The sequence below is a fragment of the Kineococcus mangrovi genome (assembly GCF_041320705.1).
Lineage (GTDB): Bacteria > Actinomycetota > Actinomycetes > Actinomycetales > Kineococcaceae > Kineococcus > Kineococcus mangrovi.
Genome location: NZ_JBGGTQ010000001.1, coordinates 103,161 through 119,160 on the forward strand (window position 1 = coordinate 103,161; position 16,000 = coordinate 119,160).

A 16,000-nucleotide genomic window follows, 5' to 3' on the forward strand; every position below is an offset into this window, starting at 1 on the left:
CGGGCGTCGTGGGAGGTTCCCACGACGCCCGCTGCGAGCTCACCGCCGCGCGGGCGGTGAGGACGACTTCACCACTGACCGCGTCTGCGGTCCCAGCGCTGCTCGAACCGTTCCATGAACGATCCGCTGCGCCGCGACTTCCCCGTCCGCGGCGGACGCGGAGCGCCCGTGGTGGGAGGCTGCCCACCGGCCGCGCCCGTCGTTCCCCGAGCCGGTGAGAAGGCCCAGATCGTGCCGGCGAGCATGACGATGAAACCGCCCGCCCCCAACCAGATCTGACTCGTGCTGGCCCCGATGATGAGGAGCACGAGGCCCACCACGACGGCAGCGATGCCGATGAGGAGACGACGCCTGGCGGCGCGTCCGTGGCGGGAACCTTTCATGGCGTTGGCGAACTTGGGATCGTCCGCGGACAGCGCACGTTCCATCTGCTCGAGCAGACGCTGCTCATGCTCCGAGAGCGGCACCTGTACCTCCTGGCGTGCGCACGTTGTCGTCCAAGGATATGTCCCTGCAGCGATGGGCGAAACTCGACTTACCACATCGTCCCCCACCCGAGGTCGTGCTGTGGCGCAGACGGCGCGTCTCGTCCCCCGGACGGGAGAACGACGCAGGGTCGTCACCGGTTCCACCGCAGGTCACGGACGTGCACCGTCCGGGTGGGGGCACCGCTGCGCCGTCACCGGGGCCCCAGCAGGGTGGCCGGTCTCACACTCCCGGCACCGAAGCGGGCGCTCGCGCGGTCCACCGCCCCGTCGGCGTCGCGCCAGCCGTGGGCGCGCTCCCCCAGGACCAGCTGCCGCGGTGCCGTGGCCGAGTCCGCCAACCCCTCGAGCCGGACGCCGACGAGCCGCAACCGGGCCCGCTCCAGGGCGAGACCGTCGAACAGGTCGCGCGCGGTGGCGTGGATCTCGCGGGTCACGTCGGTGCGTTCGCGCAGGGTGCGGGAGCGGGTGATCGTCGTGAAGTCGGCGAACCGGACCTTCAGGACGACCGTCCGCCCGGCCACCCCCTGGGCCCGGGCCCGGGAGGCGGTCCGCTCGGCCAGGCGCAGCAGCTCGCGGTGCACGAACCGGGGGTCGTCGACGTCCCGGGGGAACGTCTCCTCCGAGCCGATGCTGCGTTCGGGGACCGAGGCGACGACACGGCGTTCGTCCCGCCCCCAGGCCAGGGCGTGCAGGTGCCGGCCGGTCGACTCGCCCAGCCCGCGGACCAGCGTGGCGAGGGGGGTGTGCGCGATGTCGGCGACCGTGCCCAGCCCGAGCCGCCCCAGCGCCTCGGCGGTGCGCTCCCCGACTCCCCACAACGCCGCGACGGGCAGGGCGTGCAGGAAGGGCACCGTCTGGGCGTGCGGGACGACCAGCAGCCCGTCGGGCTTGGCCCCGCCGGAGGCCAGCTTGGCGACGAACTTCGTCGAGGCCACCCCCACCGAGCAGGTGATGCCCTGCTCGTCGGCGACCCGGTCGCGCAGCAGCTCACCGATCCGGGTGGGGCTGCCGAGCCGGCGGACCGCGCCGGACACGTCGAGGAACGCCTCGTCGAGGCTGAGCGGTTCGACGACGGGGGTGACCGCGCGGAACACCTCCATGACCCCCGCCGAGATCCGGGAGTAGTCCTCGTGGTGGGGCGCGAGGACGGTCGCGGCCGGGCACAGCCGCCGGGCGCGGGCCATCGGCATCGCCGCGTGGACGCCGTACCGGCGCGCCTCGTAGGTGGCCGACAGCACCACGCCCCGGTCGCCCCCGCCGACGATGACGGGGGTGCCGAGCAGGTCGGGCCGGCGGAGCAGTTCGACGGAGGCGTAGAACGCGTCCATGTCGACGTGCAGCACCGTGCACCCGGTGTCGTCGTCGCCCAGGCCCCCACCGCTCGAGGGGTCCGGGCGCACGAGCTGACGGCGGCTCACCGGGCGCTCCCCCGGACCGCTGCGGGGGCGGGGTCCTCGGGGGCGGGGTCCTCAGGGGCGGGGTCAGCGGGTGGCGTGCAGGTGCAGGTGCGCGGCCAGGCCGAGCAGTTCCTCGGTGCCCGCGGCGCGCGACTCCAGCTCGCGCAGCAGGGTGAGGGCGTCGTCGGACTCGGTGACGGCGGAGGGCACGACGTCGCTGAACGTGCGGGTGCCTTCGACCGCGGTGACGGTGAAACCGCCCTGCTCGGCGAGCGCCGTGGCGCCGGCCCGGTCGAAGCGCCGGCACAGCGGGTCGCTCGGACCCCAGCGGTGCTCCTCGCCGGACAGGACGTGCAGGGCCTGCCCGAGCTGACCGGCCAGGACGCGGGCCAGGACGCTGGCCGGCCACTGGGCGACGAGGAGGCTGAGCCGCCCGCCGGGGCGGAGCGTCTCGTGGGCGGCGCGCAGGGCGGCGGCGGGGTCGTCGACGACCTCCAGGACGCCGTGGCAGAGCAGCACGTCGACGCTGCCGGGGGCCAGGAGGGCGGACAGCTCGGTCGCGTCCCCCTGCAGCGCGCGGACCCGGTCGGACAGGCCGGCCTCGGCGGTGCGGCGTTCCAGCGCGGCGAGCGCGTCGGGTGAGGGGTCGACGACCACGACGCGGTGCCCGAGGGCCGCCACGCGCACCGCGAGGCCACCGGTGCCGCCACCGAGGTCGACGACGGTGAGCTCGGTGGCCCCCAGGTCCGCGCTCGCTGCGGCGAGCAGGCGCTGGACCCCTTCCCAGAGGACCGTCGACGTGCGGGGGCGGCCCCGTTCCTTCGCCACTCGTTCCTCCAGCCTCGTGCGGGTCCTCGTGCGGACCCCCGTGCGGATCCCCGTGCCGGTCGTGGTGCGCCCGGCACTGCGCGCCCCCACCCTAGACACCCCGGCCCGACACGGCCGTGCCCCTGCGGCCCCACGTCCCCGGTCACCTCCCCGAGCTGCCGGAGCTGGAGTGCCAGAGCTTGCGCTCGGGCACGGCGCCGGACGGCGGCGCGGCGGCGCGGGCGAGGGAGCGGGAGTTGCGGGTGTCCTCCCCCGCCGGTGCGAGGTCGGCGTACGGCGACTGGCGGAAACCGCTGGCGTGCACCAGGATGCGCCGCCGGACCGTCCCCCCGGCGGCCGGGCCGTGCTCGCGCGGGTGCGTGGGGGGTGCGGCCACGACCGGCCGGCTGGACCGGCTCGCGGCCGCGCCCCGCGTCGCGGCGCGGGAGTACCCGGGGTCCGGGGCGGCGGCGACGACCGCGTGGACGGCCCCGATCCCTCCGGCCGTCCAGGCGTCCCACAAGGCCGGCAGTTCCCAGGCGCCGGTGGCCCGCAGCGACACCCCGCGCGGGCCGGTCCGCCGCAGGACGCCCCGCACCACGAGCAGCCAGGAGTGGAACACCGTCGCCGCGTAGGGCCCCTGGGCGTCCTCGAAGAAGGTGGCGTCCAGGGGGCCGGTGGTGTCGTCGAGGGTGAGGAAGACGACCCGGCGCCCGGATCGGACGGGCGGGGTCTGGGTGGCGACCTTCACCCCGGCGACGAGGAGTTCCGCGCGGCTGCGCCGGGACCGCAGGTCGCGGGCGGGGGTGACCCGCAGCGCACGCAGCAGCGGGGTGTAGGGGTCGACGACGTGGGCGCTGGCGTCCAGGCCCAGGACGTCGAGCTCGGCGCGGACCCGTTCCGGTCCGGTCATCTCGGGCAGCCCGCCGGGCGTGACCTCCTCGGGGGCGTCGCCGAGGTCCAGGGCCAGCTGCACCGTGCGGGCGGACTCGCCGACGGGCCGTGGCGCCCGGGACTGGGCGGCTGCGGCCGCGCGCACGTCGAGGGTCCGCGCCTCGAGCGGTCCGCGGACCTGCCGGGCGCCCACCCGGGCCGGGGCGGTCCCGGCGGAGCGGCTCCAGCGGTCCAGTTCGGCGACCTGCAGCAGCAGGTCCCGCCGGGTGGCCCGGCCACGGCGCGGCACGGCCTCCCGCGCCCGGCCGACGGGGCGCATCCCGTGCAGGGCGTCCAGCGCGCCGGCGAGGACGAGGCGTTCGGCGGTGGGGCGGGACGGGCGGGCGCGTTGCCACAGGTCGGCCAGCGACCGGTAGGGCTGCCCGGCGACGATCCGCGCCACCTCGGCCCCGGAGATCCCCTTGACGTCGGTGAGGGACAGGCGGATGCCGAACCCCGTCCCGTCGGCGACCCCGTCGCCGAGCCCGTCGGGGTTGCGCACCCCCCGGCCACCGAGCCAGGGGTCGAGGTCCGCGACGTCCTCCACGGCGTCGTCGACGGCGTGCGGTGCGGGCGGGTCGACCCGTTCCACCCGGTAGGTGTCGCCGGAGGCGTTGACGTCCAGGCCGAGCACGGCGATCCCGAGGTTGCGGGCGTCGTCGAGGATCAACCGCTTGGGGTACATGCCGGGGTCGTGGGTGAGGACCCCGGCGAGGAACGCCGCCGGGTGGTGGGTCTTGAGCCAGGCCGACTGGTAGGTCGGCAGGGCGAAGGCCGCGGCGTGCGCCTTGCAGAAGCCGAAGGAGGCGAACGCCGTGAGGACGGCCCAGACCCGGTCCACCGTCTCGGCGGGGTAGCCGTGCTCGAGGGCCCGGCGGCGGAACTGCGGCTCCATCTCCTCCTGGCCGCGCCGGGTGCCGAGGTGGCGCCGGTACTCGTCGGACAGGGCGAGGTCGTGGCCGGTCAAGGCCGCGATGAGCTCGATGACCTGCTCGTGGAACACGACGACACCGCAGGTGGGTTCGAGGACGTGCCGGAGCCGCTCGTCGAGGTGCTGGGGTGCGGTCCAGCCCTGCCGGGCCTCCAGGAAGGGGGTCACCATGTCCGACTTGACCGGTCCGGGCCGGAACAGGGAGATGTCGACGACGATGTCGTCGAAGGTGCGCGGCCCGAACTTGCCGACGAGTTCGCGCTGGCCCGGGGACTCGATCTGGAAGCAGCCGAGGGTCCGGGTGGACCGGATCAGCGTGTAGGTCGCCGGGTCGTCGAGCGGCACCTGGGCCCGGTCGTCGAGGTCGACCTCCGTCTGCTCGACCCGGGCGACCTCCCGCACCGCGTACGCCATGGCGGACTGCATCCGGATGCCGAGGACGTCCAGCTTGAGCAGCCCCATGTCCTCGACGTCGTCCTTGTCGAACTGGCTCACGGGGAAGCCCTTCCAGCTGGCTTCCACCGGGGTGCGGTCCATGAGCGCGGGGTTGGACAGCACGACGCCGCAGGGGTGCAGGGCGACGTGGCGCGGGAGGCCGTCGAGGCGTTCGACGAGGTCGAAGAACGCGTCGAGGCGCTCCTCGCCCAGCCCGCTGCGCTGCAGCTCGGGCAGTTCGGCGATGGCGGTGCGTGCGTCGCGGGCCCGCAGGTGCGGGAACGCGGTGGCGATGGCGTCCACCTCCACCGGCGGCAGCCCCAGCGCCGCCCCGACGTCCCGCACGGCGTGCCGGACCCGGTAGGTGTCCATCATCGACACGCACGTCACGCGGTCGCCGCCGAACCGGTCCAGGACCGCCGCGTAGACGTCCTCGCGCCGGGCCGACTCGACGTCGAGGTCGATGTCGGGCAGCTGCCCGCGCCGCGGGTTGAGGAACCGTTCCATGAGCAGCCGGTGCCCGAGGGGTTCGACGTCGGAGATGCCCAGCAGGTGGTTGACGAGGCTGCCCGCCCCCGAGCCGCGCGCGGCGACCCGGACGCGCATCTCGCGGGTGAGGTCGCAGACGTCGGCGACGGTGAGGAAGTAGCCGGCGAACCCGACCCGGTCGATGGTCTCGAGCTCGTCCTCCAGGCGGCGCAGGACCCTCGCCTCGAGCGCGGGGTCCGCCCCCGGGTACCGGCGGCCGATCCCGCCCTCGCAGCGGGCGCGCAGGACCGCGCCCTGGTCCGCGCCCGGTCCCAGCCCGAGCGCCGCGGCGTCGGGCAGGTGGTGCCGGCCGATGCCGAGGTCGGCGGCCGGGTCCTGCACGGCCCGCGCGGCGAGGGCCGCGGTCGTGGCCAGCAGGTCCGCGGCCGCGGACGGGTCACCGGCGGCGCGGGCGACGTCGGCCGCGGTGCGGGCCATGTCGACCGTGGGCAGGAGGTGACCCTGTCCGCTGACCCGGTCGGTGTACCGGGTGTCGAGCGGGACCAGGCGACGGACCGCGTCGAGCAGGTCGGCCGTGGGTCCGCCGTCCGCACCGGCCGACCGGGCGGCGGCCGTCAGGACGGCCGGAACCCCTGCGGCACGGGCGAAGGAGAGCATCCGGGCGGCGTGCTCGACGCTGCCGGCCGTTCCCGGCGGGGCGTGGTGGCAGACCACCTCGACGTGCAGGGAACCGGCCGGCAGCACGTCGCGCCAGCGCCGCAGGACCGCGTGGGCGAGGTCGTCCCGGCGGGCCAGCAGCGCCCGGCCCAGTTCGGAGCCCGGCCCCAGCAGGACCGCCAGCGCCGCCCGGGCCCCGGTGCCGCCGGCCCGGGCGGTGGCGTGGCCGGCGACGAGTTCGAGGCTGCTGACGGGAACGCCGCGCACCCCGTCGAGGTGGGTGGCGCTCACCAGCCGGCACAACGCCGCCCACCCCCGTCCCGCACCGGCGTCCTCGGCCCCGAGGGCCAGGACGGTGACGCGGGGGAACCGGAGGTCCACCACGGCCCCGCCCCGGGCCGGGGTGCGGGACGAGCTGCGCCGCAGCGCGACCGAGGGGTCGGCCCAGGCGGGCAGACCGTCGGCCAGGCCGGTCGGGGAGGTCGCCAGGTCGACCCCGAGCACAGGGGCCAGACCGGCTTCGCCGCAGGCCCGGACGAACTTCACCGCGCCGTACAGGCCGTCGCGGTCGGTCAGGGCCAGGACCGGCATCCCGAGGTCGGCGGCGCGGGCGACGAGGGCGGAGGGGGTGGAGGTGCCGTACCGCAGGGAGTAGCCGGAGGCGACGTGCAGGTGCGGGAACGGGTCCACGGGTGGTGCGGCGGTGGTCATGGGACGTCCTTCGGAACGCGCCCGTGGGGAAGACCGGGTGGTGCGGGGGGCTCTGGGGCGTGCGGGTGGAGCGGTGGGGCGCGCCGTGGCCGGCGGTGGACGGCGGCGCCGTCAGCCGGCGAGCGGCTGGAGGGCGCTGAGCCCGAGCTGGACCTCCACGACGCGGTGGAACCGCTCGGCGTGGGCGAGGAGGTCGTCGGCGGCCGCGGCGTCCACGAGCCCCGTGCGGCCGGCCTCGACCGCCGACCGGGTGGCGGCGGTCGCGGCGAACCGGTCGGACCACTCCTGCAGGCTCGGGTCCAGGGCGGGCAGCATCTCCCAGACGCTGCGGGGGCCGCCGCTGCGCCGACCGCGAGCGGGACGGCCGTGCACCGCGACGATCGCGGCCCCGGCCCGCAGGGCCGCCAGGTGGGCGTGGACGTAGCGCTCGGCCACGTCGTCCGTGCGCAACGCCGTGAGCAGGTCGTCCTCGCACCGGGCGAGGAGGTCCAGGGCGGCCGTCGTCAGCGGGCGCGGGACGCCCGCAGGGACGTCGAAGGTGGTGCGCATCACGTTCTCCTCCGGTCGTGCGGTCAGGTCGGCAGGTCCGTCGGCGGCAGTTCAGTCGCTGACGCGCAGCAACTGCCAGTCCCCCGACGCTCCGGACGTAGAGGTACCAGCGACCTCCGACACGGCCGCCGTTCCCGGGCCGACGGCGCGGGCGAGGTCGTAGACCCCGGCCCCGCCGGCCCGGCCGGCGCTGGCTTCGACGCGCAGGACCTCCCGCTCGAGATCGCCGATCTCGAGCACGCGGCGGCGGACGGGACGGCCGCCGGCCCCGGTCTCGTCGGCGGCGTCGCCGTGGACGGCGGCCACTGCTCCGTGCTCCCACCAGGCGCTGCGCTCGCGCCACCGGGAGAGCACCTCGCGGACGACGTAGAGCCGCCCGCGCCAGATGAACTGCGCGGGGGTCTCCCGACCCTCGTCCGCGTCGTCGTAGCGGACGTGCACCTCGTCGGAGAACCGTCGCACCGTCCTCACCCCGTCCCCTCTCGAGCCGGCACCGCGGCGGATCGCGCGGTGCGGCGAGCCGGGGGAAGCGGCCCGCGAGCACGCACTCGGGGCGCGGCCCGCGGGGCTTCCCCTCCCCCCGGACCGCGCCTCGAGCGGTCTCATCGTGTTCGAACACCGGTTCGAACACACCTCGAAGCTACACCACCGACCTCAGGACGCGTCAACGCTGGACCACGTTGTCCACAAGACGCAGCGTCGAGCGCCGGCGACTGACGGTGATCGGCCGGGAAGGGTCACCCGGACGGCCCAGCACTTGTCCACAGCGCTCCCTCCGACGCCCCGGCACGTCCCCGGGACGTGCGACCGTGCCACGCGTGACCCCCGCTCGCCCCCTCGTCGCGACCGCCGCCGGAACCGTCCTCCTGGGCCTGCTCGCGGCGTGCTCGCACGGGCAGCCGCCGGTTCCGGCACCGGCCGCACCGGCACCCACCGCGACGGTCGCCGTGACGCCTCAGCCCGAGCACGCCGCAGAGGCACCCGAGGTGTCGGACAGCCAGACCCTCCCAGTAACGGCATCGCAAATTTCAACACCCGCGCAAGATGACCGCGCCAAGGTTCAGGACGAAACTGGCGCCAGTCTCTTCGCCGCCTATTTCCTGCAAACTCTCAACTACGCCCGAGCGACAGGAGATTCGTCGCCACTGCGCTCAATCTCGGTCGAGTCGTGCACCGGATGCGAGTTCTACGCGGATGTCATCGACGAGTACCACGAGAGGGGATACACAACACCGCAGTTCGTACTGCAGTTCACTGGCACGGACATCGACGCGTGGGATGCAACCGCCGGCTACGCCAGACTCACAGTCCTCGTCGATCGACCGGCCTACAACACACTTGACCGTAACGGCTCAATTATCAGCTCTGACGGAGCTGCTCCTGACTCCAAGTTCTGGATAGAAGTTACCTGGCGGCAAGAACAATGGATGGCACTGGAGGTTGAGTAAATTGCGCCTCAACCGTTCTGCGCTCCGCGTCTCGGCGCCAGTCCTGTCCACTCTTCTCCTTGTCACGTTCGACGCGAACACTGCGACTGCAGCACATCCCTCGCACTCCTCTGCGATCGCTACTGACGACAAGGTTTCGATCAACGCAAGAAGAACTAACAGACCCGCCCCGATAACTCCACGACAGGGGTCGCGCCATACAGAATCCCCACCCACTGCCGTCGTCCGAACCCCCGCCTGCGGCCGCAACGGCCCGGAGGGGAGTTTCGGCGACGACTACTGCGGGGCGGCGCGGAACACCTGCCCGCCGGGTCAGACGTTCGCGACGACGTGGACGCGGACGGGTGACGACCCGCGGTGGGTCAACCAGGGGTCGCGCTGCACGACCGACGTCACGGACGCCGCACCCGTGGTCCTGCCGGCGGTGACCGTCGCGGACCTGCGGCGGGTGGGGTTGCCGGCGAGCCCGGTGCACCTGCAGCCGGACGACGGCCGGGCCCTCGTGAACGTCCCCCTCGTCCTGCGCACGACGGGCGGGGCGGTGGTCCGGGACACGACCGTCCTGGGGTTCCCGGTCCGCATCCGCGCGACACCGACGAGCTGGACGTGGGACCTGGGTGACGGCACGCGCCTCGGGCCGACGACCGACCCGGGGCAGCCCTACCCGCGCCAGACCCTCACGCACACGTACACCAGCCCGGGCGACCGGACGGTGACGCTGACGACCACGTGGTCCGGGGAGTACACGATCGCGGGTCTCCCCTACCGGCCCGTCGAGGGGACGGCGACCACCGTCTCCCCGGGCGTCGGCGTCCGGGTGCTCGCGGGGCGCAACGTCCTGACCGCCCCGGACCGCTGACGGGCCCCGCACCCCCGTGCGCGGCGTCCCGGTGCTCCGACGCCGGAGGGGGTGGAACGTCGCACCCGGCGGCTCGGCGCGACGGGAGGCGAGAACGGTTCTACGCTGACCGTGCATGAGGTGGACGATGCGCCAGGAACCCGTCGGGGGTGGTGGTTCCCTGACGGCTCCGCCCCCGGCCCCCTCCCCCGCCGTGCTCGACGTCCCGGCCGTCGAGAGCACCAGCGAGGCGCTCCTCGACCTCGACGCCGACGGGGAGGTCCTCGAGGTCCCCGCTTCCCTGCGGGACCCGGCCGACCTGGCGCGGCACCTGGGGGTGCCACCGGCGGCGGTGGCGGCCACCGCCGTCCTGCGCACCCGGGACGGCAGGCACCTCTTCGTCGTCTCCTCCACGGCGCACCCGCTCTTCACCCCGGCGCTGGCGGCGGTCCTCTGCGAGCCCGAGCTGTTCCGCGACGACGACACGGACGTGCTGCGCCGCACCGGCTCCGTCCTCGGGTCGGCCTCCCCGCTGGGTCTGGCCGTCCCGCTGCCGACGTTCGTTGACGTCGCGCTCGCCCCGTACCCGCAGATCTGGGTCCCGGCGGGTCACCCGCACGCCGTCTTCCGCACCCGCTACGACGAGCTCCTCCGCCTGACCGGTGGGCACCCCGTCGAGCTGGGATGACCGGACTGCTCGAGGGGTTCGCCGTCCGGTGCGCCGGCTCGACCGACCCTGCGCACCCGCTGGTGGTGCTGGTGCACGGACTGGGTGGAGCGTCGAGCGCGTGGTCGCTCGTCGTGCCCCGCCTGGCCGCCGACCACCGCCTCCTCCTGCTCGACCTGCCCGGCCACGGGCAGGCCCCACCCCTGCCCGCGACCTCGATGACGCCGCGGTCGCTGGGCGACCGGTTGTCCCGCCTGGCCCGGACCCGGGACGAGCCCGTGCACCTCGTGGGCCACTCCCTCGGGGGGTGGGTGGCCCTGGAGGCCGCGGCCGCGTCCGCCGACGGCGCCGTCGCCGACGTCACGGCCTTCACCCCCGCGGGCCTGTGGACCACCCCGCGCCGCCGGCCACCGCTGCTGCCCACCGGCCAGCAGTTCGCGCGCTGGGCGGGCCGGCTCCCGCCCCGGGTGGTGACGACCCCGCTGGGCGCCACCCTCGCCCTGGCGGCGACCAGCACCGCCCCCCGCGCGCTGCCCGCGCAGGTCGTCCGCGACGCGGTGGCCGCCGTCGCCGCCGCGTCGGGCTACGTCGCCGCCGACACCGGTATCGCGGCGGGTGCGTTCACCCGTGGCCCGGAGGTTCGCGTCCCCGTGACCGTGGTGGTCGGGGGCCGCGACCGCGTCCTGCCGCCGCGGTTCTGCCGGCGCGAGACCGCCCCCGCGCACGCGCGGTGGATCGAGTGGCCGGACTGCGGGCACGTCCCGATGTGGGACCACCCTGCCGAGTGCGCGCGGGTGGTGCGCGAGCAGGTGGACGGTGCCGACCGCGGATAGCCTCACCGCGTGAGACCCCCCGAACTCGTGACGCTGGACGTCTGGACCGTTGCGGCGCACGACGTTCCCCGCGCCGTGTGGCGGATGGCGGTCGACCGCCGCGCGACCCGCCGGCTCCCCGGGGCGGGGTTCGCCAAGCTCCTGGGCACCGGGGACGGCCGCACCTTCACCGTCCGCGACGCCGACCCGCTGCGCTGGGCGGCTCTCGTCGCGTGGGACTCGGCCGGGGACGCCGACCGCTTCGACACCTCCGGACCGGCACGGGCCTGGGGCCGGATCGCCCGCGAGCACGTGCAGTTCCGCCTGACCCCGGCGGGCAGCCGCGGGCGGTGGTCCGGCCGCGCACCCTTCGGCCCGCCGGAGCACCCGCCCCAGGACGGGCCCGTCGCCTCCATCACCCGCGCCCGGCTCCGGCCGGCCAGGGCGGCGTCGTTCTGGCGGGCGGTGCCACCGGTGGCGCAGGAGCTGCACGCGGTCCCCGGCCTGCGGTGCGCGTTCGGGATCGGGGAGGCGCCGCTGGGCTACCAGGGGACGTTCTCGCTGTGGGACTCCACGGACGCGCTGCGCGAGTTCGCCCACCGCCGCGCCGCCCACCGCGACGTCATGCGCCGCACCCCCACCGAGGGCTGGTACGCCGAGGAGCTGTTCGCCCGGTTCGGGGTGGTCGAGGTGCGCGGCACCCTGGACGGCCGCACCCCGTGAGCCACCCCGTGAGCCACCCCGTGAGCCACCCCGTGAGCACGGCGTTCCCCGCCCGGCCCCGGAGGGCCCCCGTCGGACCCCGCTCCTAGAGTGCTGGCCGTGCCCTCCTCCCTGTCCCGGACGCTCAGCGGTGCCCTCACGGCCGGGGCCGTGCTGACCCAGGTCGCCCACCCCCTGCTGCGCGGGGAGGGGTTGCGCCGGACCACGATCGGGTCGGTGGTCGCCTTCGCCGCGGCGTCGGTGACCGACGCCGCCCGTCGGGGCGGACCGCGCGCGGCCGCGACGACGCTCGCGGCCGCCGGGGGCCTCGGCCTCGTCGCCGAGGCGGTGGGGACGCGGACGGGCCGCCCCTTCGGGCGGTACCGCTACGCCGGGACGCTCGGACCCCAGGTGCTCGACGTGCCCGTCGTCGTGCCGCTGGCGTGGACGATGCTCGCCCACCCCGCGGTGCGGCTCGGCCGGCACCTCGCCCGGGACCTGCCGCCCGGCACGCGGGACGCCGCGGCCGTCGCCGCCGCGGCCTGGACGCTGGCGTCCTGGGACCTCTTCCTCGACCCGCAGATGACGGCCGCCGGGCACTGGGCGTTCCAGACGCCGCGACCGCACCTGCCGGGGGTCCCGGGGATCCCGCTGAGCAACTACGCCGGCTGGCTGCTGACGGCCGCGGCCATCTGCGGCGCCGTGCACGCCACGACGCGCGACACCCCCGGCACGACCACCCCGCAGACGGTCCCCGCCGTCCTCCTGGGGTGGACGTGGCTGGGCTCCACGCTCGGCAACGCCGTGTTCTTCCGCCGGCCGGTGGTCGCGGCCTACGGCGGGGTCGCCATGGGGCTGACCGTCCTGCCGTACCTGCGCTCGGTGTTCACCGGAGGGGGCGAGCGCCCGTGAGGCCCTGGCGCGCCCTGACCTGGGCCGGGTCGGCGAGCGCCGTCGCGCTGACCGTGCACTCCCTGCTCAACGCCCGGGGGTTGCGGGTGCCCGTCCTCGACCCGCCGCCGGCGCCGGGCCGGGTCAGCGTCCTCGTGCCCGCCCGCGACGAGGAGGAGGACCTGCCGGCGTGCCTGGCGTCCCTGCTGGACCAGGTGCAGGTCCCCGACTACGAGGTCGTCGTCGTCGACGACGCCTCGAGCGACCGCACGGCCGAGGTGGTCGGGGCCGTCGCGGCGTCCGACGCACGGGTGCGGCTGGTCCGCGGGGCCGGACCGCCCCCGGGGTGGCTGGGCAAGACCGCGGCCTGCGACCAGGCGGCCCGGCACGCCACCGGGGAGGTCCTCGTCTTCGTGGACGCCGACGTCGTCCTGGCCCCGCACGCGGTGGCGGCGGCGGTGGACCTGCTGCGCCGCACGGGCCTGGACGTGGTCTGCCCCTACCCGCGCCAGCTCGCCCTGACGTGGAGCGAGCGCCTCGTGCAGCCGCTGCTGCAGTGGTCGTGGCTGACGACGCTGCCCCTGCGGACGGCGGAGGTCTCCCCGCGGCCGTCGCTGGCGGCGGCGAACGGGCAGTTCCTCGTGGTCGACGCGGCGACGTACCGGCGGGCCGGTGGGCACGCGGCCGTGCGCGGGGAGGTGCTCGACGACCTGGCGCTGCTGCGGGCCGTCAAGGCCGCCGGCGGCACGGGTGGGGTCGCCGACGGGACGGCGCTGGCGACGTGCCGGATGTACGGCGGCTGGGAGGACCTGCGGGCGGGGTACGCGAAGTCGCTCTGGTCGGCGTTCGGGTCCGCCCCGGCGGCCGTGGCCGTCGGCGCCGGGCTGGTCGTGACCTACCTCGTCCCGCCCGCCGCGGCGCTGACCGGTTCACCGGTCGGCGTCGTCGGCTACCTCGCGGGCGTCGTCGGGCGGTACGCGGCGGCCGAGCGGACCGGTGGGCGCTCGGTCCCCGACGCGTTCTGGCACCCCGCCTCGGTGGCGTTGCTGCTGGGGCTGCTGGGGGACTCCTGGCGCGGCCGCCGTCGGGGCGGCCTGGTCTGGAAGGGGCGGTCGCTCTGAGCCGGGTGGTCGTCGTCGGCGCCGGGTTCGGCGGGTTGTCGGTCGCGGCGCGGCTGGCCGCGCAGGGGCACCGGGTCGACGTCTTCGAGCAGGGCCCGGAGGTGGGCGGCAAGCTCGGCTGGTTCAGCCGGGACGGCTTCTCCTTCGACACCGGCCCCTCGCTGCTGACCCTCCCGGCGGTCCAGCGCGACCTCTTCCTCAAGACCGGGGACCCGGTGGAGTCCGTGCTCGACGTCGTGCAGCTGGACCCGGTGGCGCACTACCGGTTCGCCGACGGGACCGAGCTGGACCTGCCCGGGGGCGGTCTGCCGCAGGTGGCGCGCGCCCTCGACGACGCGCTCGGGGCGGGCACGGGCGCGCAGTGGACGGCGTTCCAGCGCCGTGCGGCGCAGATCTGGGACGTCGCCCGCGAACCGTTCCTGGAGTCCGCGCTCGAGGGCCCCCGGACGCTGCTGCGCCTGGCGAGGGACACGCGCGGCCTGCGGACGGTGGCGCCGTGGTCGTCGTTGCGGGGCGTGGGCCGCCGGTACCTGCAGGACCCGCGGCTGCGGACGTTGCTGGACCGGTACGCGACGTACTCCGGGTCCGACCCGGGGCGGGCGCCGGCCGCGCTGGCCACCGTCCCCTTCGTGGAGCAGGCCTTCGGGGCCTGGTACGTGCGCGGCGGCCTGCACCTGCTGGCGCAGGCCGTGGCCGACCGGGCCCGCGAGCGCGGAGCCCGCATCACCACGGAGGCGCCCGTCGTCCGCGTGCTGGAGGAGGGCGGCCGGGCCGCCGGGGTCCGGCTGGCCGACGGGACGCGGGTGCGGGCCGACGTCGTGGTCTCGGCGGTGGACGCCGCCCGCCTCTACGGCGACCTGCTGCCGCGGCCCCGGTCGCGGCCGCCGCGCCGGCTGCGGTCGAGCTCGGGGTTCGTGCTGCTGCTGGCCCTGGACGGCCGCACCCCGGGCCTGCGGCACCACACGGTGCTGTTCCCCGACGACTACGACGCGGAGTTCGCCGACCTGGCCGCGGGGCGGCCGGTGGCCGACCCCACCGTCTACGTCAGCGCCCCGGACGACCCCGCCCTGCGGCCCTCCGAGAGCACCGAGGCGTGGTTCGTGCTGGTCAACGCGCCGGTGCACGACCCGGACCGCGGGACGGACTGGCGCTCGGGGGACCTCGTGGCCCGGCACACCGACGTCGTCCTGGACGCCCTGGCCCGGCGTGGCCTGGACGTGCGCTCGAGGCTGCGGTGGGCCGAGGTCCGCACCCCCGCCGACCTGGAGGAGCGCACCGGCAGCGACGGCGGGGCCATCTACGGCACCGCCAGCAACGGGGCGCGCTCGGCCTTCCTGCGACCGGCCAACCGCTCCCCCGTCCCGGGGCTGTTCCTCGTCGGCGGGTCCTCGCACCCCGGCGGCGGGCTGCCGCTCGTCGGGTTGTCGGCGCGCATCGTCACCGACCTCGTCGGCCCGGCCTGACGGGAGCGGGCGGCTCAGAGCCGGCGGGCCACCGCGCCGGTCACCTGGACGATCCCGATGAGGCCCAGCACGGCCCAGACGCCGGCCCCCAGGGTCGCCCAGTCGAGCCACACGACGATCGCGGTGGCGATGGAGCAGCTGGCCGCGAGGGCGAGCCGCACGGGACGCTCGGCGACGGAGACGACGGTGACGTCGTCCGCGCCCAGGCCCTGGGCCCGGGCGCGGACGTACTCCTGCAGCTGCGCCAGGCCCCCGGCGACGAGGACGAGCCAGGCCGGGGCCCCGCACCCCCAGAGCACCACGGCGCAGGCGGCGTCCCCGACGCGGTCGACCACCGCGTCGAGCAGCGCGCCGCGGCGGGAGGTGCGGTCGGTCATGACGGCCACGGCGCCGTCGAGGTTGTCGAAGACCCCGGCCAGGGCGAGGAGCACCCCGGCCCCCACGGCGGCGACCCCGCCGCGACCACCCGTGACGGCCAGCGCCGCGGCGGCGGCCGCGAGCGCCGCCCCGGTCAGGGTGAGGACCCAGGGCGCCGTGCCCGCGAGGGCCAGCGGACGGGCCAGGGCGTGGGCACCGCTGAGCCAGCCGCGCACGAGCGCGTTGGCGTGCGTGCCGCCGTGCAGCGCGCTCCAGCGCTGCAGGTACGCCTCCCGGTCCATCA

The 16,000-nt window shown here is 76.1% G+C and carries 15 protein-coding genes; 8 read left to right on the forward strand and 7 right to left on the reverse strand.

What is annotated here, in order from left to right; all coding sequences use genetic code 11:
• Positions 1 to 68: 68 nt before the first annotated feature.
• From AB2L28_RS00460 to AB2L28_RS00485, 6 genes are all read right to left on the reverse strand, one after another.
• Positions 69 to 467 carry an SCO2097 family morphological protein gene (locus AB2L28_RS00460; RefSeq protein WP_370716760.1) on the reverse strand — a complete coding sequence of 133 codons (399 nt, stop codon included), beginning with the start codon at positions 465 to 467 and terminating at the stop codon, positions 69 to 71.
• 212 nt (positions 468 to 679) lie between these two features.
• A complete protein-coding gene (gene dinB / locus AB2L28_RS00465; protein WP_370716761.1) occupies positions 680 to 1,906 on the reverse strand; it encodes a DNA polymerase IV in 1,227 nt (408 codons plus the stop codon).
• Positions 1,907 to 1,969: 63 nt separating this feature from the next.
• Complete coding sequence (locus tag AB2L28_RS00470) at positions 1,970 to 2,713, reverse strand: methyltransferase domain-containing protein (protein WP_370716762.1); 744 nt, start codon at positions 2,711 to 2,713, stop codon at positions 1,970 to 1,972.
• Between the two features lie 142 nt (positions 2,714 to 2,855).
• The gene (locus AB2L28_RS00475; protein WP_370716763.1) at positions 2,856 to 6,848 is read right to left on the reverse strand and encodes a DNA polymerase III subunit alpha; all 3,993 of its coding nucleotides are present in this window, start codon (positions 6,846 to 6,848) and stop codon (positions 2,856 to 2,858) included.
• 111 nt (positions 6,849 to 6,959) lie between these two features.
• The gene (locus AB2L28_RS00480) at positions 6,960 to 7,397 is read right to left on the reverse strand and encodes an SAV_6107 family HEPN domain-containing protein (protein WP_370716764.1); all 438 of its coding nucleotides are present in this window, start codon (positions 7,395 to 7,397) and stop codon (positions 6,960 to 6,962) included.
• A gap of 51 nt (positions 7,398 to 7,448) precedes the next feature.
• Complete coding sequence (locus tag AB2L28_RS00485) at positions 7,449 to 7,868, reverse strand: DUF6504 family protein (RefSeq protein ID WP_370716765.1); 420 nt, start codon at positions 7,866 to 7,868, stop codon at positions 7,449 to 7,451.
• A 347-nt stretch (positions 7,869 to 8,215) separates the two neighbouring features.
• Here AB2L28_RS00485 and AB2L28_RS00490 point away from each other — a divergent pair, with 347 nt between their 5' ends.
• The 8 genes from AB2L28_RS00490 (at position 8,216) to AB2L28_RS00525 (ending at position 15,339) form a co-directional block, all read left to right on the forward strand.
• Entirely contained in the window at positions 8,216 to 8,845 is a 630-nt protein-coding gene (locus AB2L28_RS00490) for a DUF6318 family protein (RefSeq protein WP_370716766.1), read from the forward strand.
• Positions 8,846 to 9,254: 409 nt separating this feature from the next.
• Positions 9,255 to 9,704, forward strand: coding sequence for a PKD domain-containing protein (locus AB2L28_RS00495; protein ID WP_370716767.1), 450 nt, complete (start codon positions 9,255 to 9,257; stop codon positions 9,702 to 9,704).
• Between the two features lie 115 nt (positions 9,705 to 9,819).
• Positions 9,820 to 10,371: an aminoacyl-tRNA deacylase gene (locus tag AB2L28_RS00500; protein ID WP_370716768.1), complete on the forward strand. Its 552-nt coding sequence runs from the start codon at positions 9,820 to 9,822 to the stop codon at positions 10,369 to 10,371.
• Complete coding sequence (locus AB2L28_RS00505; protein WP_370716769.1) at positions 10,368 to 11,183, forward strand: alpha/beta fold hydrolase; 816 nt, start codon at positions 10,368 to 10,370, stop codon at positions 11,181 to 11,183. Before AB2L28_RS00500 ends, AB2L28_RS00505 begins: the two co-directional genes overlap by 4 nt.
• A 9-nt stretch (positions 11,184 to 11,192) precedes the next feature.
• Complete coding sequence (locus AB2L28_RS00510) at positions 11,193 to 11,885, forward strand: monooxygenase (protein WP_370716770.1); 693 nt, start codon at positions 11,193 to 11,195, stop codon at positions 11,883 to 11,885.
• A 99-nt stretch (positions 11,886 to 11,984) separates the two neighbouring features.
• Entirely contained in the window at positions 11,985 to 12,776 is a 792-nt protein-coding gene (locus AB2L28_RS00515; protein ID WP_370716771.1) for a carotenoid biosynthesis protein, read from the forward strand.
• Positions 12,773 to 13,876 (forward strand): glycosyltransferase family 2 protein, encoded by a 1,104-nt coding sequence (locus tag AB2L28_RS00520; RefSeq protein ID WP_370716772.1) that lies wholly within the window; start codon positions 12,773 to 12,775, stop codon positions 13,874 to 13,876. The genes AB2L28_RS00515 and AB2L28_RS00520 overlap by 4 nt, the downstream gene beginning before the upstream one ends.
• On the forward strand, positions 13,873 to 15,339 hold the full coding sequence (locus AB2L28_RS00525; protein ID WP_370717245.1) for a phytoene desaturase family protein: 1,467 nt from the start codon (positions 13,873 to 13,875) through the stop codon (positions 15,337 to 15,339). The genes AB2L28_RS00520 and AB2L28_RS00525 overlap by 4 nt, the downstream gene beginning before the upstream one ends.
• A 14-nt stretch (positions 15,340 to 15,353) precedes the next feature.
• Here AB2L28_RS00525 and AB2L28_RS00530 read toward each other — a convergent pair whose 3' ends face one another.
• Complete coding sequence (locus AB2L28_RS00530) at positions 15,354 to 15,998, reverse strand: CDP-alcohol phosphatidyltransferase family protein (protein WP_370717246.1); 645 nt, start codon at positions 15,996 to 15,998, stop codon at positions 15,354 to 15,356.
• Positions 15,999 to 16,000: the final 2 nt, after the last annotated feature.

Bases quoted from the DNA above. Each gene is read 5' to 3' on its own strand.
- AB2L28_RS00500 (WP_370716768.1), top strand. From the start codon at position 9,820: ATGAGGTGGACGATGCGCCAGGAACCCGTCGGGGGTGGTGGTTCCCTG.
- AB2L28_RS00530 (WP_370717246.1), bottom strand. From the start codon at position 15,998: ATGGACCGGGAGGCGTACCTGCAGCGCTGGAGCGCGCTGCACGGCGGC.
- AB2L28_RS00475 (WP_370716763.1), bottom strand. From the start codon at position 6,848: ATGACCACCGCCGCACCACCCGTGGACCCGTTCCCGCACCTGCACGTC.
- AB2L28_RS00480 (WP_370716764.1), bottom strand. From the start codon at position 7,397: ATGCGCACCACCTTCGACGTCCCTGCGGGCGTCCCGCGCCCGCTGACG.
- AB2L28_RS00505 (WP_370716769.1), top strand. From the start codon at position 10,368: ATGACCGGACTGCTCGAGGGGTTCGCCGTCCGGTGCGCCGGCTCGACC.